This is a genomic window from Solibacillus sp. (assembly GCF_040273735.1).
Taxonomy (GTDB): Bacteria; Bacillota; Bacilli; order Bacillales_A; family Planococcaceae; genus Solibacillus.
Genome location: NZ_JBELZM010000003.1, coordinates 167,816 through 188,192, shown reverse-complemented (window position 1 = coordinate 188,192; position 20,377 = coordinate 167,816). Strand labels below are relative to the sequence as shown.

The window sequence follows — 20,377 nt, the reverse complement described above, 5'->3', positions numbered from 1 at the left end:
CACTACCCTTTATTCAATGGTGCTTCATGAAAATGACGATAGATGACTTCCGCCAATTTTGCCGGCACTCCGGATTCCTGCAGCTGCAACTCGCTTGCCTCGCGGATTTTTTTCACTGATCCAAAATGCTTCATGAGTTGCTGCTTTCGCTTCGGACCTACACCTTCAATCCCATCAAGAACAGAAGTGATGGCATTTGTCTGATGCTGCTGACGTAGAAATGTAATTGCAAATCGGTGTACCTCATCTTGGATGCGCTGTAATAAATAGAAACCGTCACTTGTACGTTTTAACGGGACAACTTCCGGAGGGGTACCAAATAAAAGCTGGGACGTATTGTGCTTTTCGTCTTTAGCCAACCCTGCTATCGGAATGACTAGCCCAAGCTCGTCTTCAATTACTTCACGTGCGACTTCCATTTGTCCTTTTCCTCCGTCGATAAGAATCAGATCAGGTAATGGCAGGTTTTCCCGCAGTACACGTGTGTAACGGCGTCGAATAACTTCCTGCATCGCACCATAGTCATCATGTTTGGCCGCTTCCCTTGTTTTATATTTCCGGTATTCCTTTTTCGCAGGCTTTCCGTCTATAAAAACAACCATCGCCGAAACCGGATCCGCACCGTGCATATGACTGTTATCAAACGCTTCTATTCTTAGCGGCAATGGAATTTGCATTGTTTCAGCAAGTGCTTCACAAGCACCGACTGTCCTCTCTTCTTGACGTTCAATCAACTGGAACTTCTCATGAATGGCTATTTCCGCGTTTTTCATGGCTAGATCAACAAGCTCTTTTTTAGAACCGCGCTTCGGTGTCAGCACCTTCACATTCAACAGCTTTTGTAAAATTGTTTCGTTAATCGATTTTGGCACGAAGATTTCTTTTGGCAATAGATGATGTGGCTGTTCGTAAAAACGGCCAACAAATGTTAAAAATTCCTCTTCGGGCTCATTATAAATCGGGAATATCGAAACATCCCGCTCAATGAGTTTGCCTTGGCGCACGAAAAATACCTGAACACACATCCAGCCTTTTTCTACTGCATAGCCAAATACATCCCGGTTGCTCAAATCATCCGTTACGATTTTTTGCTTTTCCATAATTTGATCGATATGAGCAATCAAGTCCCGGAATTCCTTTGCCCGCTCAAACTCTAGATTTTCGGCAGCATCCATCATTTTTTGCTGAAGGTCTTGTTGAATTTCTTCGACGCCTCCGTTTAAAAACTTCGAAATCTCATCAATCATTTCGTCATACACTTGTTTTTCGATGTCTTTCACACACGGTGCCAAACATTGACCTAAGTGATAGTACAGACACACCTGGTTAGGCAGATGTGTACATTTACGAAGCGGATACAAACGGTCCAGTAATTTCCGTGTTTCGTTCGCCGCGTAGGCATTCGGATACGGTCCGAAATATTTTGCTTTATCCTTCTTCACTTTTCTTGTCGTAATAATACGCGGGTATCGTTCATTCGTTATTTTTATATAAGGGTACGTTTTATCATCCGTTAGTTTCACATTATATTTCGGGTCATGCAGCTTAATTAGATTCAGCTCCAGTATAAGAGCTTCCAAATCGCTTGAAGTAACAATATACTCGAAGTCTTCGATCTCACTGACTAGTCTCGCAGTTTTACCGTCATGACTTCCCGTAAAGTATGAACGCACTCGATTTTTCAATACCTTAGCTTTACCAACGTATATAATCGTGCCTTGACGGTCTTTCATAATATAGCAACCTGATTCATTCGGTAGGATTTCTAGTTTTGCTTTAATGATTGCATTCATCTTCTCACCTGTTTAATATGTCCTTTCTTTATTTTAACTGATTGGGGTATAAGAAAAAAGCCGTACACCTTATACGGCATACGGCTTTTTGACATATCAATTGCGCCTTGGCGTTTGAATGGCCAGAGGTTCAATTATTTGTTGTCGTTAATGAAATCGATTAACGCTTCTTTTGGCATGAAACCAGCAGTTTTTGCTTTTACTTCACCATCTACGAATAATAGTAACGATGGAATTGACATGATTTGGTATTCTGCAGCAGTAACCTGGTTGTTATCAACATCCACTTTCACGATTTTAACGTCGTTACCGATTTCTGTATCTAATTCTTCAAGAACTGGAGCAATCATTTTACATGGTCCGCACCAAGTAGCCCAAAAATCTACTAAAACTGTGCCGTTTGAAATTTCTTGTGGGAAAGTTTGATCTGTCGCGTGTACAATTGCCATATTAAATAGCCTCCTTAAATAACATATGGTTGTAGTATAGCATGTTTTCCCAATTAAACAGTAGTAAAATGCTTGGGAATATAAATGTACTTTAAATTTAGCGGTTATTTCTTAAGCCGTAAAAATTCCTCTTAGAATTTTTTTAAGGATATTAGAAGACATATACCCTTTATTCTGGCATTTTAAAACTTTACAAAAAAATCCATTTCCATTCACACATGCATACCACATCACTTCAAAAACTAAAAAACTTCCTTCGAAAAGAAGGAAGCTCCTCATCACTTTTTATGCATTTACTTTAAGTGCTTTAAATTCTTCGATTAACATTGGCACTACTTCGAATAAGTCACCAACAATACCGTAGTCCGCTACTTTAAAGATGTTTGCTTCTGGATCTTTGTTGATCGCAACGATAACTTTTGAGTTCGACATACCAGCTAAATGCTGAATCGCACCAGAAATCCCCGCAGCGATATAAAGGTCAGGTGTTACAACTTTACCAGTTTGGCCGATTTGTAATGAGTAATCGCAATATTCTGCGTCACATGCACCACGAGATGCGCCAACTGCTCCACCAAGTAAATTAGCAAGCTCTTTTAATGGCTCAAAACCTTCTTCGGATTTTACACCGCGGCCACCTGCAACTACTACTTTCGCTTCTGAAAGGTCTACACCTTCAGTTGATTTGCGGACAACTTCTTTGATGATTGTACGTAAATTTGTAATATCAACAGATACTGATGATACTTCACCAGTACGAGAATCATCTTTTACTAATGGTGGAATATTGTTTGGACGGATTGTCGCAAAAATAACACCATCTTTAATTTTTACTTTTTCGAATGCTTTACCAGAATAGATCGGGCGGACGAAGACTGTATCATCGCCAGCTCCCTGAATTTCCGTAACATCTGAAATTAAGCCAGATTGTAAGCGTGAAGCAATTTTTGGCGATAAGTCTTTACCTAAAGAAGTATGACCGAAAACGATTGCTTCTGGATTTTCTTGTTCTACTACTGCTAAAATTGCTTGGCTGAAGCCGTCAGATGTATAGTTTTTCAAGTGTGGATGTTCTACTGTAATAACACGGCTCGCTCCATATGCGATTAATTCCTGTGTTAAATCAGCTACTGCATCCCCTACTAATAAACCTACTACTTCACCGCCGTCAGCGATTTGTAAACCTGCTGCAACTGCTTCGAATGAAACGTTACGTAAGCTCCCTTCGCGAACCTCACCTAACACTAAAACTTTCTTTGACATAGAATATCCCTCCATTACCATCTTCGTAAAAATTTCCGTACTCTAGTTGACTTCTATTAGACTACTTTTGCTTCGTTATGAAGTAAGTTTACTAATTCTTTTACCTGTGCAGAAAGATCGCCTTCTAATACACGTCCAGCCGCTTTTTGTGGCGGTAAATAAATTTCAACTGTTTCTACTTTTACTTCAACATCGTCTTCTTCGATATCCAAATCATCCAATTCCAGTTCTGCAAGCGGTTTTTTCTTCGCTTTCATAATACCTGGTAAAGATGGGTAACGTGGCTCGTTTAAACCTTGTTGAGCTGTTACTAATAATGGTAATGATGTTTCTAATACTTCAGCGTCCCCTTCGATATCACGCACAATCTTAACGTTCGTGCCGTCGATTTCCAATGAAGTAATTGTTGTTACGTAGTTAATGCCCAGCAGGTCTGCTAAGCGCGGGCCAACTTGTCCTGAACCACCATCGATTGCTACATTTCCTGCTAAAATTAAATCTGCTTCTTTGTCTTTTAAATATTCCGCTAAAATATAAGCTGAAGAATATTGGTCAAGCTCATCTAAATCATCTTCTGTATTAATCAATACCGCTTCATCGGCACCCATTGCTAAAGCTGTACGTAACTGCTTTTCTGCATCTTCGCCACCGATTGTCACAACTGTTACTTTACCGCCTAATGCGTCGCGCTTTTGAATTGCTTCTTCAATTGCGTACTCATCGTATGGGTTGATGATGAATTCTGCACCATCTTCTTGAATTTTACCGCCGGATACGACGATTTTTTCTTCTGTGTCAAAAGTACGTTTTACTAATACAAAAATATTCATAATCTAGACCTCCTAAAAGCTTTTTAATTTTAATCCCGAAAAACAGGGAAGAATACATTTTTTTATTTACCAGTAAACACTGGCTCACGTTTTTCAATAAATGCTTGGATTCCTTCTTTAGCATCTTCAGAAACAAATACTTCACCGAAGCTGTTTGCTTCAGCATTTACTCCTTCGTAATAAGATGATGGTTTTGAGTAATTCAGCATTTGGATCGCTGCTTTAAGAGCAATTGGTGATTTCTTCGCAATTTTCCGAGCGATTTTCAATGTTTCAGGCAGCAGCTCTTCATCGGAAAAAGCACGGTTTGCTAATCCCCATTGAACAGCTTCAGTCCCCGAAATCGGGTCGCTTGTAAACATCATTTCCGCTGCTTTTGCTACACCAACATATCGTGGTAATCGTTGTGTTCCTGCAAATCCAGGTATTAAGCCTAATGATAGCTCAGGTAAGCCTAACTTTGCCGATGCGGTTACAAAGCGCATATGGCATCCCATTGCAAGTTCCAAGCCGCCGCCTAATGCTGCACCGTGGATCGCGGCAATAACCGGTTTACTGAATGTTTCGACACGTTCGAATACATCTTGTCCATTTTTCGCCAACCCTGTAAATGCTTCTCCTGACTGTACGCTCGTAAACTCTTTAATATCCGCACCTGCAGAGAAGAAACGTCCTTCGCCATGCAAGACGATGACACGTACATTCTCATCTTCTTCTACAGCGTCTAAAAGTGCATTCACATCTTGGATCAAGCCTTGTGAAAGTGCATTTGCTGGTGGTCTTGAAATCGTTGCAATTGCGACCCCTTCTTCTACTTTCCAACTTAGAAACTCCATCCTCTACATCCCCTTTATGCTTTTAGTGCGTTTAGCAGTAATTGCTTTACTTTTGGAGCTTGCTCTAATAAATCATATCGATTTTCATTCATTACCCAAGTTGTCGTAATTTCGTCAATTGTACCAAAGACCATTTGTCTCGCAATACGAACATCCATCGTCTGGTTGAATTCACCATTTAGCATACCTTCGATTAAAATTTGATCTAGTAAAATTAAGTATTCTTTTAGAATAGAATTAATTTTCAGTCTAATTTCTTTATTCGATTGCCGTAGCTCAAGCTGAGTTACAGTTGCCAAGTGGCGATCACTTGATAGAACATGGAAATGATTTTCGATCATTTTACATAACTTATCGGAAGCAGTTTCCCCACTTTTTATTATAGCCTGTAAATTCTCTACGAAAATACCCATTTTTTCCTGGAATACAGAAATTAAAATATCTTCTTTGTTTTTGAAATATAAGTAGATTGTACCATCAGCAACCCCAGCCTGTTTAGCTATTTTTGAAACTTGGGCTTGATGATAGCCATTTTCTGCGATAGCAATGACTGCTGCGTCTACTATTTGCATATATTTGGGTTTGTTTCGTTTCAAGCAGATCACCACCAAAAAAAATATAAAAACATGAATGACCATTCATTCATGTTTTTATATTATAGTTTGTTCTGCATTCTGTCAATAGTTTGCTAAACAATTAATTATTTTGCTTCTTGTTGTGCCATTTTCTGTTTTTCTTCTTCAATTAGCGTACGGCGTAAAATTTTTCCTACTGCTGTTTTCGGCAACTCTTGACGGAATTCATAGAAACGCGGCACTTTATAAGCAGCCAGGTTTTTACGGCAATACTCGTTCAGTTCCTTATCTGTAACAGATTTACCCTCTTTAAGAACAATATATGCCTTTACGGTTTCTCCACGATACGGATCAGGGATACCGGCTACGATACATTCCTGGATCGCTTCATGCTCATACAGCACTTCTTCTACTTCACGCGGGTAGATATTAAATCCACCTGCAATAATCATATCCTTTTTGCGGTCAACAACATAGAAATAACCATTTTCGTCCATATAGCCTAAATCACCCGTTAAAAACCAGCCATCTGCAAATGTCATTGCTGTTTCTTCAGGACGATTCCAGTAACCCTTCATAACTTGTGGTCCTTTTACCGCTATTTCGCCGATTTCACCTACAGGCAATATTTCTGCTTCACCTGAACGTAAAATAACCGCTTCTGTGTTTGGCCAAGGTAAACCGATTGAACCGTTGATACGATGGTCCCAAATCGGATTGGCATGTGTAACTGGAGAAGTTTCGGTTAAGCCGTATCCTTCTACTAAACGACCGCCTGTCAATTCTTCAAACTTTTCCTGAACTTCCAGTGGCAATGCAGCAGAACCGCTTAAACACGCTTTAATTGACGATAGATCATATTTTGCTAAATCCGGGTGATTCAACAAGCCAATATACATTGTTGGGGCGCCGGGGAATAATGTTGGTTTTTGTTTATCAATCGTTTTCAATGCTTGCTCTGCATCAAATTTAGGAAGTAATACCATCTTGCCTTGCTGCATGACAGATAAAATTAATACCGTTGTCATACCATATACATGGAAGAATGGAAGTATGCCTAAAATTGTCTCTTCACCCTTTTTGCATTTATACATCCATGCATCACACATTAATGTATTTGCAATCAAGTTTTTATGCGTTAACATAACACCTTTCGGGTAACCTGTTGTCCCTCCAGTGTATTGCAATAATGCCAAATCATTTTCAAAATCAAAGTCTTGCTCGATTTTATCCATTTTGGCCATTTTCATGATTTCTGTAAACAGGTGGTTAGTTCCGCTATGCTCCACCTTTACACTATAACCGTACTGTTTCTTTTGGATGAACGGATAAACTAAGTTTTTGGGGAATGGCAAATAGTCTTTGATTCCTGAAACAATAACATTTTCAATATTTGTCTCATGTAATATTTTCATTGCCCTTGGGTATAAAATATCCATCACTAAGATAACTTTTGCTCCGGAATCCGCCATCTGATATTGCAGCTCCCGTTCTGTATAAAGCGGATTCGTCTGTACGACAACCCCACCGGCATACATCGTTCCATAATAGGCGATGACCGCTTGCGGACAGTTCGGCAGCATAATCGCTACTCGATCCCCCTTCTCCACCCCTAGAGAACGCAGGTAGTTCGCAAACTTCAACGCTGATTCATAAAGTTCTTTGTACGTAAGCTCGCGCCCCATGAAGTGTATTGCCACTTTATTAGGCATTGACTCAAATGCTTGTGTTAAAAACTGGTGTACAGGAATTTCCGGCAGCTCAATAGAATGTGGTACTTCTTTCGGATAGCTTGCCAACCAAACCTTTTCTGTCATAAAACTCCTCCCCTTTGCTAAAGCTTTACTTGTTTACATCATTATAATTAAAATTGGAAATGGTTTCAAACTATTTTCATAGATATACACACTTTATTCTCGTTCATGCATTTATTTTCTCGTTTATTATTTTGACTTTTATAGTATTATTGTAGATAAAACATATAGGACTATTCGTTTAGTATGGAAATATACTTTTTCAATAAAGTTTTAATATCTTAAATATTTTTTGGTAACGGGCAGATAAAGTTAAAATATTCGATTGATATAAATCTGCTCAGCTAATGAAAAAAGCAAATGAACTAACTAAATGCTAGTTCATTTGCTTTTATGTTTTAGAGTGTCATCATGTAGTAAATGCCGACTGCGAGAAAAATGAAACAGACGACGAGTAATATTTTCGATAATGTTTCCATGTGTATGCTCCTATGAAATACTTGCTCCGATAACAAATGACAAACCGAGAGAAATTGTAAACGAGATAAATCCGACTGAACGATTGTCAGCAGCAATCTCCTCATCCACATTAAATTTCGGCGTTAAAAACTCAAATAAAAAATAGGCAAAAATCAATAACGTAAAACCGAATAAACCCCAACCGAGCATTTGAATAAATGACGTATGCTGATTAATTGAATATCTGAAAATATTACAGACGCCTAAAATTTTTCCTCCAGTAGCTAAAGCGACCGCGACATTTCCCTTTTTTATTTCATCCCAATTTTTATACTTTGTTACGACCTCAAATAAAATCATTGATACGAATAGGCAAAGGACTACCACACTAAAATAGCCTGCTGTTTCTACGAGAGGATGGTGCCAAAAGTCTGATCCTAGCAATCCATTTTACCCCCTTTAATTATTTTCTTTCTATGTTTAATATTAGCGCATCATTTAAAAGGAGCAACAACTATTTTAGTTCTACGACTGTAACACCGAATCCGCCTTCGCCCGCTTCACCATAACGGTATGATTTAACACGCTTATGATTTTTCAGGAAGTTTTGAATCCCTTGGCGTAATGCACCAGTCCCTTTTCCGTGAATAATCGATACACGGGGATAGTTAGCCAGTAACGCATCATCTAAATATTTTTCTGTGCGAATAAGCGCTTCTTCATATCGTTCCCCACGTAAATCAAGTTCCAGCTTCACGATGCTGTTGCGATTTTTCACATTCATCATCGGGCGAGTAGCTTGCTCTTTTTCCGGTTTCACATACTCCAAATCAGTTTCGGGCAGTTTCATTTTCAAAATACCGATTTGAACGACCCACTCATTTCCTGCTTTTTGCAGGAGTGTACCTTTTTGACCGTAGCTTAATACTTTCACTTCGTCGCCCACTTGCAGATTTTGCTTACGCTCACGGGCAGCGACAGCCTTTTGAAGCACTTTATTGTTATCAATCGGTGCTGCATTATCTAAACGCTTCTTCGCATCGATTAACTCATGCTCTTTCACCGATAATGCGGCATTTTCTTTCATTTTTCTGAGCTCTGCAATAATCGTTTCCGCTTCCTTCTTCGCATCATCGACAATTTTTCGAGCCTTATCTTTCGCTTTTTTCTCTAGGTTTTCCTTTTTCTCATCATAAATACGAAGACGTTCTTCGAGCTCTGCCCGGATTTTTTGTGCGTCTTCCAGTAAAAGATGAGCTTCGTCCGCTTCACGTTCAGAACGTAATCGGCTTTCTTCAAGTGAAGCAATCATAGATTCTACTTCATGACGGTCAGTACCCGTAAAGGATTTTGCATGGTCGATTACATTGGAGTTTAATCCAAGACGTTTGGAAATTTCAAATGCATTTGAACGACCCGGCACACCAATAAGCAATCGATAAGTCGGGCTGAGCGTTTCAATATCGAACTCTACACTCGCGTTGACAACTGATGGACGGTTATAACCATATGCTTTCAGCTCCGGATAGTGAGAAGTTGCCATGACACGTGCACCGCGATCGACTGTTTCATCCAAGATAGCAATTGCGAGTGCTGCACCTTCCTGCGGATCGGTACCTGCGCCAAGCTCATCGAATAATATTAACGATTTTTCGTTAAATTTGCTTAGAATGTCTACTATATTCACCATATGAGAAGAGAAAGTTGATAATGACTGTTCAATTGACTGTTCATCACCAATATCTGCAAAAATTTGCTCAAACACGGCCAATTCCGAACCATCCAGTGCCGGAACCGGCAATCCGCACTGCGCCATGATTGTACACAGTCCCACTGTTTTCAATGTCACTGTTTTACCGCCTGTGTTTGGTCCAGTAATAACAATTGCTGTAACATCTCTTCCAAATTCAATCGTATTGGCAACTGCTTCGTCAATTGGCAATAGGGGGTGTCGCGCACGGACAAGTCGTGTATAACCTTCTTTATTCATTTTTGGCATTGTGCATTTATTTGCCTGTCCGTATTTCCCTTTTGCTAAAATAACGTCCAGTTCTCCAAGTAACTGTACAAGAACAAATATTTCATGACCGACTTCCTGTACCTTTAATGTTAGCTCGGATAGAATACGCTCGATTTCAGCTTTTTCTTTCACTTTTAGACGCTGTACTTCATTGTTCGCTTGAATGACTGCATCAGGCTCAATAAACAATGTTTGACCTGAAGCGGACTGATCGTGGACGATTCCGCCATAATGTGAACGATACTCTTGTTTAACAGGTATTACGAAACGGTCATTACGAATTGTAATAATCGCGTCAGACAACATTTTTGCTGCATTCGAACCACGTGTGAGACTTTCCAGCTTTTGACGCACTTTAGATTCTTCTGAACGCAATGACTGGCGAATTGAGCGTAATGCAGGACTTGCTGAATCAAGCACCGTGCCATTATCATCGATACAATCATTAATTTCGTGCTGCAATGCCGTCAAGACAGGCATTTGTTCTTTACGTTCGATAAAGTGCGGAATTTCAATCGTATTTTCCGATTCGATATCTTCAATGAAATTTCGTAAAATTCGGCTTGCTCGTATTGTGCTTGCGATTTCCATTAATTCCATCGGGCTGAGCATACCGCCGATTTGTGAGCGGCGTGCATGTGGACGTACATCGAAAATGCCGCCCAATGGCACATTGCCTTTCACACGCAGAATCGCGAGTCCTTCATCCATTTCTTCCAGGAGTTCGACAACTGTATCGTAATCCGTTTCCGGTACAAGTTCATCGATCGCTTGCTTTCCGATAGAGTTTGTACAAAATGCCGCTACTTGCTCCCGTACTTTATGAAATTCTAGTGTTTTCAATGCTCGTTGTTCGATCATGAGAACACCTCCTATTACTTTTCTTTATTTTTTGCAATAAATGCTTCGAACTTTTCTTTTGACCATGTGTTGACGATCAGGTCTTTTTTCAGCCATGCTTTTTGTGCGTATTTGACACCGATGTCCATAAAGCGCAGTTGGTCGATTGCGTGTGCGTCTGTATTGATGGCGATTGGTACATTTTTCTCCATTGCCAGCATTAAATATTCGATGCTTAAGTCCAGGCGGTACGGATTCGCATTGAGTTCCAATATTTTACCATGTTCCGCTGCCCATTCGATCAATAACGGTACATCCGGATCATAGCCTCCGCGCTGCCCGACGATACGGCCTGTCGGGTGAGCAATCATATGGACATACGGATTTTCGACCGCAGTTTTTAAGCGCGCCATAATTTTGTCCTGCGATTGTGTAAAACTTGAATGAATCGATGCAATAACAAAATCCAGTTCTTTTAATACATCGTCCCCAAAGTCTAATGATCCATCAGGCAGAATATCCATTTCCGTCCCTCTGTAAAGTCGGAAATTTGGGTTTGCTTCGTTAAATGCATAAATATCAAGCTTTTGCTGTTCAAGTCGTTCAGGTGTTAAACCATTCGCTACTTTTAAATATTGCGAGTGATCGGTGATGACTGCATGAGAATATCCGATATCCATTAAAGCTTGCCCCATCTCACTGACTGAATGCGCGCCATCTGACCAAGTTGTATGCATATGAAGGTCCGCTACTATATCTTCCAGCTTCACTAAGCCGCTTAGCTCGTCCAAACGGTCCAGCTCTTTACCGCTTTCACGGACAGTCGGCGGAATGAATGGCAAGTTAAAATGCGCAAAAAACGCTTCTTCCGACTCAAATGTTAGAACAGTGCCGTCTTCCTGCTCAACACCATATTCACTGATTTTTTTCCCCATTGATTTTGCAAGCTGACGCATGCGTACATTATGGTCTTTCGATCCAGTGAAATGATGAAGTGCTGTTGCAAATTCTTCCCGCGTCACTAACCTGAAATCGACACTTACCGGTTCTTCACGGTCCAATATGACGGACACTTTTGTATCCCCTGCCGCAACGGTTTCTAATATTGCAAGGCGCGTTAAAATCGCTTCACGTACAACTTCATATTCCTTTGTCGCTACAATAAAATCAACGTCTTTACTCGTTTCCGCAACGCGTCGGAAGCTCCCTGCAACCGAGAACAGCTCTACTTCAGGCAAACTTGCCAAAAGCTCATTAATTTCCAATACGACAGGCTCAAGCTGCCAAATAGGTAATCGTTCCGCTCGGGAACCAAAAGTTTCAAGTTCTTTTAGAATTTTTTCCTCTGTTTTTGCCGCAAACCCCGCAAGCCCTCTTACTTGACCCGCCTCACAAGCTGCCTTTAATGTGGCTGCATCAACTATGTTTAGTTCCTGATACAATTTAGCAAGCTTTTTCCCACCTAAACCCGGTAGTTTCATCAATGGAACAAGTCCTTTCGGAACTATTGCCTCCAGCTCTTTCAATACAGTCGATTCCCCGATCTCCATCAGCTCTGTAATAACCGCTGCCGTTCCTTTACCGATTCCTTTTATTGCTGTAATATCATCGATTTCGCTTAGGCTCCGCTCGTCTGCTTCGAGTGCCGCTGCCGCTTTTCGGAAGGCGGATACTTTAAACGGATTTTCTGCCTGCAGCTCCATATATAAAGCTATTTTTTCCAATGTACGAATAATAATTTTTTTGTTCATCATTGTCTCTCCTTTAAAAAAGCTCCTCCCGAAAATCGAGAGAAGCATTCGCATGATTTTCAAATCAATTACGCCTCGGCATAATGGTATCCTGATCCGGCTAAAGATCCACGTTGCGCGGATAAGTCAGCTATTTTAGCATAATGCGATGCTTTCAGGTTGACTTCTTTCTTTAGTAAACTCCCTTTCCGAATTTAGGATACCCGCTGAAATAAGTTAATTTTTTTGAATGTACCACCAATTTTGGAACATGCTCGTAATAATCGGTGTGTGCTCAAGTATGAGTCCTGCCAAAATTGAACTGTCGATGAATGTTTGAATCGATTCCACCGGCAGTAATGCCACAACATACAGTCCAATAAATAGTACAAGATACATTTCGATAAATCCAAGAACTGCACCTAATACATAGTTTAGCGAACTCAATACAGGTAAATACGTTAAAAAATCAAACATCGATCCGACAATTTGGAGGGCAATCTTTACTGCAAAGAAAATAATGGCAAACGCAAAGACGCGATAAAATGTACGGTCAACATCGAGTGAATCCAGAACGAGCGTCATTGTTGAACCTTCTGTAAATCCAGGATACGGAATCCATAAAACAAATTTTTCTGCTAGCGGTTTATAATAAATAATCGCTACAATGAGGGCAATAATAAAACTTCCGATATTAATAAGCTGAACAACGAACCCTCGTTTCGCTCCAACTATAAGACTAATGATAAAGACTGCGAGAATAATTAAATCCAACATGTATGTCAACCCTTCAAATGTTTCAATTGTATTTCTAGTTTTTCACATTGCTCTTTTAATAATAGATAGTCGTGCACAGAATTAACGGCTGTTAATACAGCTAGCTTCGCTGTATCTAAAGATGGATTATGGGCACTGATTTCCCGCATTTTGTCGTCCACTAATGAAGCAACAAGACGCATATGGACCGATGATTCTGTTCCTACCATTTTATATGTATTACCATATATTTCTACGGAAATGCGATTCTTTTCTTGCTCAGCCAAAATAATCCCTCCAGAAAAAATAAGTGAACAGTAACGAATAAGTTTTTTTCGTTCTTTGTCCATTAAAAGATTGAAAGCAAACCCGATTGATTCTATTATATAACGATGCCATTTTCCTATTGTACATCATAACATTTCCAATTTCACTATCGCAACACCATGTCCCGAATGTTCCTGCAAAAGAAGCATACATATGTAGGTTCCCCTTTTTTATTCAAAAAGCTATACTACATAGTAATACATCGTTTTTGAAAGGATCAATTATGACAAATATCGTTTTACTTTGTAGTGCTGAACAACAGCAATCAATTCAACATTTCTATAAAGACGCTCTTATTGAACGAAAGGCTCCAGGTGTTATTTTTTCGGTAAAACTTGCTGATACGGCCATTACTGCATATAAATCAGGAAAAGTAATGTTTCAAGGGGGTGGTGCAGAACGTGAAGCAGCACGCTGGGGGCAAGCAGGTGCTCCAAGTACTAAAATCGCCTCCACGAAGGGCGATACACTTCCGGAAAATTTTGCAGCATTATCTGTTTTAGGCTCAGACGAGACCGGTACAGGGGATTACTTTGGTCCTGTAACCGTTGCCGCTGTTTATGTTCCTGCCGATAAAATAGCACTCGTTCAGGAACTTGGTGTGAAGGATTCCAAACAATTGACTGATGACTATATGCGACAAATTGCTCCGGATTTAATGAAAGTGTGCGTTCACAGTATTTTAACGCTCCGTAATGATAAATATAATGAAATACAGGCACGCGGGAATTCTCAAGGAAAAATAAAAGCGCTGCTGCACAATCAGGCATTAAAACATGTACTAACAAAAATAGCACCGGAAACCCCGCAATATATTTTAATCGACCAATTCGCAGAGCGCGGAATTTACTACAATCACATTAAAAATGAAAAAGAAATTGTTCGCCAAAATGTCCTGTTCTCGACAAAAGCAGAAAACCTGCATGTAGCTGTTGCAACAGCCTCGATTTTGGCGCGCTATGCATTTCTTAAAGAAATGGATCGACTTGCAAAAGTGACAGGGTACCCACTTCAAAAAGGAGCGAGCGGCAAAGTGGATGAAATGGCCGCTAAAATTTGGTTAAAGCATGGCGAAGATACACTTCGTTCCATGACGAAATGGCATTTTGCCAATACTGAAAAAGCACGCAAACTTATACAAATGAGAAAATAGAAAAGGAGCTGCCGCCATTGGCACAGCTCCTTTTTTTACTTTTCCATTACTGCAAAATAATTTTCCTCATCATCAGCAAAGTTGAACACTTTCCCGAAAGGCATCTTCATGAAATCCCCAACTGTAATTCCTTTTGCTTTAAAGTCCTCATACAGTTCATCTAAATTTTGTGCATAAAACATTAATGAAGGCGTCGATAAATTCAATTCAGGAGACATTTCTTCTATTTTCTTTTTATCATGCAATACAATGCTTGTCTGCGTTTCATCATTTGGTGCAATCGTAATAATACGCATGCCGTTATTGATGTCGGAAACTACAGTAAATCCTAACTTTTCAGTCCAGAACTTCTTTGACTTTTCCTGGTCTTCTACATACAACATGACTTGCCCTAATTGTTCAATCATTTTTAGAACTCCTTTTTATAAAGCGTACTTTATTTTACCCAAGTATAACAAATAAAAAAACGGCAGGAGATAAAAACTCCCGCCGTTGCATTATTTTATTTTTTTTCTGGCACAGTTCCCATAAAGTCTTCACGTTTCGTTATGTCTACACGCTTAATAAATAGCGCTAAAATTAAAGCTACGACTGTAATAGCTGCTGCTACGAAGAAACTGTACGTAATCCCGTCAAGCATTGCCTGCTGCATTACTTGCGCTTGGGCTTGTGCAATTTGCTCAGCACTCGGCTGTACTGAAGATGAAGCATTCGCTTGCATATCCGCTGCAATTTCAGCTGCACGTGTTTTTGTGTGTGAGTTGAAAACTGTAACTAAAACAGCTGTACCAATTGCCCCTGCTACTTGCTGAGCTGTATTGTTCATCGCTGTACCGTGCGGATTTAAACGGTTTGGCAACGCATTTAAACCGTTTGTCATAATCGGCATCATAACCATGGAAATACCGAACATACGAATTGTATAAACTGAAATAATGAATAAATATGATGAATCAGCTTCCAAATAACCTAACCCGACGGTAGCAAATGTTGTGATCGTCAAGCCGATAACAGCTAAGATGCGTGGCCCGAATTGATCGAACAACTTCCCTGTGATTGGTGACATGATTCCCATTACAATTGCACCTGGCAACATCATTAATCCTGCTTCAAATGGTTCGATTCCTCGAACACTCTGTACATAGGCAGGTGTTAAAATCATCCCTGAGAACATCGCTACAGATAATACCATCGATACGACAGATGCTAGTGCGTATGAAGGATATGTGTAAATTCGTAAATCAAGTAATGGCTGCTCTAAACGGAATTGGCGTACAATAAACCATATTAGACCAATTGCCCCTACAGTAATCGTTCCCCATACTTCTACTGCTGACCAGCCAGCTGAACTCGCTGTACTGAAGCCGTATAATAATCCGCCAAAACCGATTGTAGACAATACAATAGAAAGTATATCGATTTTAGCATCACGGTTTGGAAGGACATCTTCCAGTTTCCAAACTGCCAGTAAAAGTGATAAAACGGCAATTGGTAGAATCATTTTAAACAGTACGCTCCAGTCGTAATGTTCCACAATCCACCCTGATAGTGTTGGTCCAATTGCTGGTGCCAATACCATAACTAAACCGAACATCCCCATTGCCTGCCCACGTTTTTCAACCGGGAAGCTGATCAGCATTACGTTCATTAAAATCGGTGCCATCGTTGCTGCACCAGCAGCCTGAATCATACGACCTGCCAATAAAAAACTGAAGCTAGGCGCAAATGAGGCCAATGCTGTACCAATAACAAAAATCGCCATCGATATAATGAATAGAGGTCGTGTTCTGAACTTCGTAATTAAATACGCCGAAGTAGGAACCAATACCCCGCTTACAAGCATATAGCCTGTCGCTAACCATTGTACTGTCGAATAATCTTTAATATCAAAAGCAGTCATAATAGACGGTAAAGCTACGTTTAATAATGTGTTATTTAGAAATGCTACAAACGCCCCGACAAATAATACGGCAATCATTAAATACGGGGGTTTTTGAAATGTTTTTACATCTTGTGTCTGTTCCATATTTTTATTTCCCTTCTTTAATCTTTCAATCTTCCTATTTCTGTACTCGAACTATTTTATACTCGGAGTCCAATAAATTCAACAATTTTATACTCGCAGTCTAAAAACATTGCGAATCCGCGCTTTAAACAGTAGAATGAGAGTACAATTCAGAGTATATAGTACAAAAAAATTCATTTTTATTATGTTATATGCACAGTAAATCGTTTTAATTGATATGGAGGAAGTTCAGTTCATGAATCAACGAAAAAGACAGGTGCTTGATAGTGCATTGCAGCTTTTTATCGAAAAAGGCTTTCATGAAACATCAATACAGGACATTTTAGACAAAGCGCTTATTTCAAAAGGGACATTTTATAATTATTTCTCATCTAAAGTGGAATGTTTTAAATCGATTATGGAACAGACTAGATACGAAGCAAGCTTATTACGCCATGAAATGCTGCTAAATCAAGATATTACCGATGAAAACTTATTATTGGAACAAATTCTCGTTCTTATGCAAATCAATAAAAAGCAAAATTTAGTATCCTTGTACGAAAATATCTTTCAATCGAATGACAAGGAGCTCCGTCATTTATTGGAACGCTATCGCCTATTGGAAATTGAGTGGGTATCCAATCGTTTCACAGATATTTTTGGTGAGGAAGTCCGCCCCTATTCTCTAGAGCTTGCCATTTTATATTTTGCGATGGTTCACCATTTAACTTATTCCCACCGTATCTTCTACAGTGAAATGATCGACCAGAAGAAGATTCTGCAAATTGCATTACGTAACGTTAAAGCAATTTATCCTAGTATGTTGGAAAATGGCGAAATCCTCATTACACAGGATGCACTTCAACTAGTGGAAGAGAAAAAAATCTACCAGTCGATTACAAAGAACGATTTAATCGAACAGGTCCATGGATTCCTTGACCAGTTAAAACTGGATACTGACAATGTGGTGGGTGCTCAATTTACGGAAAGTATTCTGGATGAACTGCAGCGTAATGAGTTACGTCTTGCTGTTATCGAAACTTTGCTTAAGCCTTTCCGTGAAGCTTTTGCAACCACTCCTCATGCCGGAGAAAATGTCGAACTTGCAAATTTATTATGGTACTTTATCAAAAATGGGGACCAGAAGTAATACTCGTTTCTAATTCCCTTACCAATAAAAAGGTCGTATTGAACGTTATCTGTTCAACACGACCTTTTTATTAGTTATTGCTTGTCGAAATGTGCACTTTCAATTGCTTGCCCTTAATCGGCGTTGTTTTCATTGCTTTTAACACGAGATTGCCTTTACCATTTAGAATTTCTACGAATGTAGATGTATCGAGAATTGTAATTATGCCGATATCTGCAGCAGTCATCCCCGGAATTTTTGCAATCGTTCCGACAAAATCAACAGCACGCAGCTTTTTTTTCTTACCGCCATTAAAATAGAGCTTCGTAATGTTTGCATCGACTTTGGCATTCTTTTGTTTCTTCTTTTGTGGTCGGCTTTGCATCTTTTTGTCAAATGCCTCTGCCTTTGCCTCTACTTCTTCATGTGTAGGCACATCCATCTTCGGGATCGTAAATCCGATCAGTTCTTCAATCCCCGCCAGAAATTCATGTTCAAATGGGGTCACAAACGTAACAGCCTTCCCTTCCTTGCCGGCACGTCCTGTCCGACCGGTACGATGTACATACGCTTCCTTTTCCATCGGTAAATCATAGTTAATTACTAACGAAATGTTCTCGATATCAATACCGCGCGCCGCAACATCTGTTGCCACTAAATAGCGGAAGTCTCCGCGCTTATAATCATTCATGACAAGTAGACGAGTTGACTGGTCCATACCGCCGTGCAGCTTATCGACACTGTATTCGCGGTCATATAAATAATCGTGCAAGGCATCGACACGATCCTTCGTACGACAGAAAATAATACACGTATCCGGATTTTCCACAACCGCAACCTTTTCGACAGCAGCTGTTTTTTCTTCGTCCTGTACTTCAATTACTGCATGCTCAATTTTTGGTGCAGCCTCTTCCGAATGGACTTCGATATCAACCGGGTCTTTTAAATAATTGGATGCCAGTTTTTTTATCGTTTCAGGTACTGTCGCTGAAAACAGCATCATTACTTTACGATGTTCAACATGAGCCAGTATCGCTTCAACTTGCTCGATAAAGCCCATGTTTAGCATCTCATCTGCTTCATCAAGGACAACATAGCGGATTTTATCAAGCTTCAATGTTCCCTTTTCGATATGGTCCAGTACGCGTCCCGGAGTACCCACTGCAATATGTGTTTTTTGCTTTAACTCGTCCTGCTGATAACGGAATGGCTGCTTTCCGTATAATGCAGTAGCTTTAATACGTTTGTAACGTCCAATATTGGTAAACTCTTCTTTTACTTGGACAGCCAATTCACGTGTCGGTGTTAATACTAGTGCTTGTGGCTTGTTTTCAATCCAATCAATATTTTCGCAAATCGGAATCGCGAATGCAGCAGTTTTTCCGCTTCCCGTTTGTGCTTTAACAATTAAATCTTGTTCCTTTAATGCATGGGGTAATACTTTTTGCTGAACTTCAGTCGGTGTGCTGTAATCCAAATCTTTAAGCGCACGCTGTAATTCGGCTGATAATGGATAGTCGTTAAAATTAGTTGTCATATTTATTCCTCATTTTCTTCTATTAATGAATGATTCCCGGATCAACAATAGCGATAAATTTTTTCGTAGCTTTAGAAAGTGAAACATTTTTTAAATGGACAATCCCTAAATTGCGCTTAGGAATTGGCTGTTGGAGCTCAATTTCATACAAAAGCCCTTTATCCAAATAATCGGTCGCAAACTCCTTTGTTACACTTGCGACACCTAAATTGATTTTTGCAAATTCCAATACTAGATCATGTGAGCCTAACTCGAATTCAGGTGAAATGGTATAGCCTTGTTCTTTTAAATAGTTTTCAACGTAATTACGCGAGTTTGCCTTTTTCTCCAAAAAAATTAACGGCAGCTTCATCAGCATATCGAGGCGAATTGGCTTTTTTGATAAATTTTTATATTTTTGTCCGCACACAAATATATCATGAATTTCCTTACAAGGGATAACTTGAAGCTGTGGATCGTTAATCGGCAAGTTGCATATGCCCAAATCCGCTTCTCCTGATTTAATAAAAGCTAATATTTCATTCGTTGTACCGTTTAAAACCTTTAGTTTAATGCCAGGATATTTAATATGGAATGCCTCTAAATAAGGCAGTAGAAAGTATCTTGAAATTGTATCCCCAACACCGATACGTAAAACGCCTGTACGTAGATTTTTAAATTCGGCGATTTTTTCTTCACCCGCGTCTAAAATGCCAAGAGCGGAATTGACATATTCGTGTAACAACTCGCCCTCTACTGTTAAGGTTACCCCTTTTGGTGTTCTGTTAAATAAAACAGTATCAAGTTCTTTCTCAAGTTTTGAAATTGACTGGCTAACGGCGGGCTGTGTCATATATAAAGCAGCTGCTGCCTTTGAAAAACTTTTACTTCGACTTACTTCATTGAATATGCGATATGCTTCCAACTTTATTATCATATAAC

Annotated in this window: 18 protein-coding genes; 2 read left to right on the top strand and 16 right to left on the bottom strand. The window is 39.7% G+C overall.

What is annotated here, in order from left to right; genetic code table 11:
* Positions 1–2: 2 nt before the first annotated feature.
* From uvrC to zapA, 12 genes are all read right to left on the bottom strand, one after another.
* Positions 3–1,793, bottom strand: a complete 1,791-nt coding sequence (uvrC, locus tag ABS917_RS05145) for an excinuclease ABC subunit UvrC (RefSeq protein WP_350477986.1) — start codon at positions 1,791–1,793, stop codon at positions 3–5.
* Positions 1,794–1,927: 134 nt separating this feature from the next.
* Complete coding sequence (trxA, locus tag ABS917_RS05140; RefSeq protein ID WP_079528262.1) at positions 1,928–2,242, bottom strand: thioredoxin; 315 nt, start codon at positions 2,240–2,242, stop codon at positions 1,928–1,930.
* Between the two features lie 285 nt (positions 2,243–2,527).
* The gene (locus ABS917_RS05135; RefSeq protein ID WP_350477985.1) at positions 2,528–3,505 is read right to left on the bottom strand and encodes an electron transfer flavoprotein subunit alpha/FixB family protein; all 978 of its coding nucleotides are present in this window, start codon (positions 3,503–3,505) and stop codon (positions 2,528–2,530) included.
* A 56-nt stretch (positions 3,506–3,561) separates the two neighbouring features.
* The gene (locus tag ABS917_RS05130) at positions 3,562–4,335 is read right to left on the bottom strand and encodes an electron transfer flavoprotein subunit beta/FixA family protein (protein WP_350477984.1); all 774 of its coding nucleotides are present in this window, start codon (positions 4,333–4,335) and stop codon (positions 3,562–3,564) included.
* Between the two features lie 62 nt (positions 4,336–4,397).
* Positions 4,398–5,171 carry an enoyl-CoA hydratase gene (locus tag ABS917_RS05125; RefSeq protein ID WP_350477983.1) on the bottom strand — a complete coding sequence of 258 codons (774 nt, stop codon included), beginning with the start codon at positions 5,169–5,171 and terminating at the stop codon, positions 4,398–4,400.
* Positions 5,172–5,185: 14 nt separating this feature from the next.
* Entirely contained in the window at positions 5,186–5,767 is a 582-nt protein-coding gene (locus tag ABS917_RS05120; protein WP_079528268.1) for a fatty acid metabolism transcriptional regulator FadR, read from the bottom strand.
* A 104-nt stretch (positions 5,768–5,871) separates the two neighbouring features.
* Positions 5,872–7,563: a long-chain-fatty-acid--CoA ligase gene (locus ABS917_RS05115; RefSeq protein WP_350477982.1), complete on the bottom strand. Its 1,692-nt coding sequence runs from the start codon at positions 7,561–7,563 to the stop codon at positions 5,872–5,874.
* 426 nt (positions 7,564–7,989) lie between these two features.
* On the bottom strand, positions 7,990–8,403 hold the full coding sequence (locus ABS917_RS05110; RefSeq protein ID WP_350477981.1) for a DUF350 domain-containing protein: 414 nt from the start codon (positions 8,401–8,403) through the stop codon (positions 7,990–7,992).
* Positions 8,404–8,473: 70 nt separating this feature from the next.
* Positions 8,474–10,840 (bottom strand): endonuclease MutS2, encoded by a 2,367-nt coding sequence (locus ABS917_RS05105; protein ID WP_350477980.1) that lies wholly within the window; start codon positions 10,838–10,840, stop codon positions 8,474–8,476.
* A gap of 14 nt (positions 10,841–10,854) precedes the next feature.
* Positions 10,855–12,570 carry a DNA polymerase/3'-5' exonuclease PolX gene (gene polX / locus ABS917_RS05100; RefSeq protein ID WP_350477979.1) on the bottom strand — a complete coding sequence of 572 codons (1,716 nt, stop codon included), beginning with the start codon at positions 12,568–12,570 and terminating at the stop codon, positions 10,855–10,857.
* A gap of 216 nt (positions 12,571–12,786) precedes the next feature.
* The gene (locus ABS917_RS05095; protein WP_340801952.1) at positions 12,787–13,326 is read right to left on the bottom strand and encodes a CvpA family protein; all 540 of its coding nucleotides are present in this window, start codon (positions 13,324–13,326) and stop codon (positions 12,787–12,789) included.
* A 5-nt stretch (positions 13,327–13,331) separates the two neighbouring features.
* Positions 13,332–13,592 carry a cell division protein ZapA gene (gene zapA, locus ABS917_RS05090; protein WP_350477978.1) on the bottom strand — a complete coding sequence of 87 codons (261 nt, stop codon included), beginning with the start codon at positions 13,590–13,592 and terminating at the stop codon, positions 13,332–13,334.
* 263 nt (positions 13,593–13,855) lie between these two features.
* Between zapA and rnhC the strand changes: the two genes are divergently transcribed.
* A complete protein-coding gene (rnhC, locus tag ABS917_RS05085; RefSeq protein ID WP_350477977.1) occupies positions 13,856–14,785 on the top strand; it encodes a ribonuclease HIII in 930 nt (309 codons plus the stop codon).
* Positions 14,786–14,820: 35 nt separating this feature from the next.
* Here rnhC and ABS917_RS05080 read toward each other — a convergent pair whose 3' ends face one another.
* Both ABS917_RS05080 and ABS917_RS05075 read right to left on the bottom strand, forming a co-directional pair.
* Positions 14,821–15,192, bottom strand: coding sequence for a VOC family protein (locus tag ABS917_RS05080; RefSeq protein ID WP_350477976.1), 372 nt, complete (start codon positions 15,190–15,192; stop codon positions 14,821–14,823).
* A gap of 95 nt (positions 15,193–15,287) precedes the next feature.
* Complete coding sequence (locus ABS917_RS05075) at positions 15,288–16,811, bottom strand: DHA2 family efflux MFS transporter permease subunit (RefSeq protein ID WP_350477975.1); 1,524 nt, start codon at positions 16,809–16,811, stop codon at positions 15,288–15,290.
* Positions 16,812–17,046: 235 nt separating this feature from the next.
* On the opposite strand from ABS917_RS05075, the gene ABS917_RS05070 reads away from it, so the two are divergent.
* Positions 17,047–17,940 carry a TetR/AcrR family transcriptional regulator gene (locus ABS917_RS05070; RefSeq protein ID WP_350477974.1) on the top strand — a complete coding sequence of 298 codons (894 nt, stop codon included), beginning with the start codon at positions 17,047–17,049 and terminating at the stop codon, positions 17,938–17,940.
* Positions 17,941–18,010: 70 nt separating this feature from the next.
* Here ABS917_RS05070 and ABS917_RS05065 read toward each other — a convergent pair whose 3' ends face one another.
* Positions 18,011–19,456 carry a DEAD/DEAH box helicase gene (locus ABS917_RS05065; protein ID WP_350477973.1) on the bottom strand — a complete coding sequence of 482 codons (1,446 nt, stop codon included), beginning with the start codon at positions 19,454–19,456 and terminating at the stop codon, positions 18,011–18,013.
* A gap of 22 nt (positions 19,457–19,478) precedes the next feature.
* Positions 19,479–20,372 (bottom strand): LysR family transcriptional regulator, encoded by an 894-nt coding sequence (locus tag ABS917_RS05060; protein ID WP_350477972.1) that lies wholly within the window; start codon positions 20,370–20,372, stop codon positions 19,479–19,481.
* Positions 20,373–20,377 lie beyond the last annotated feature (5 nt).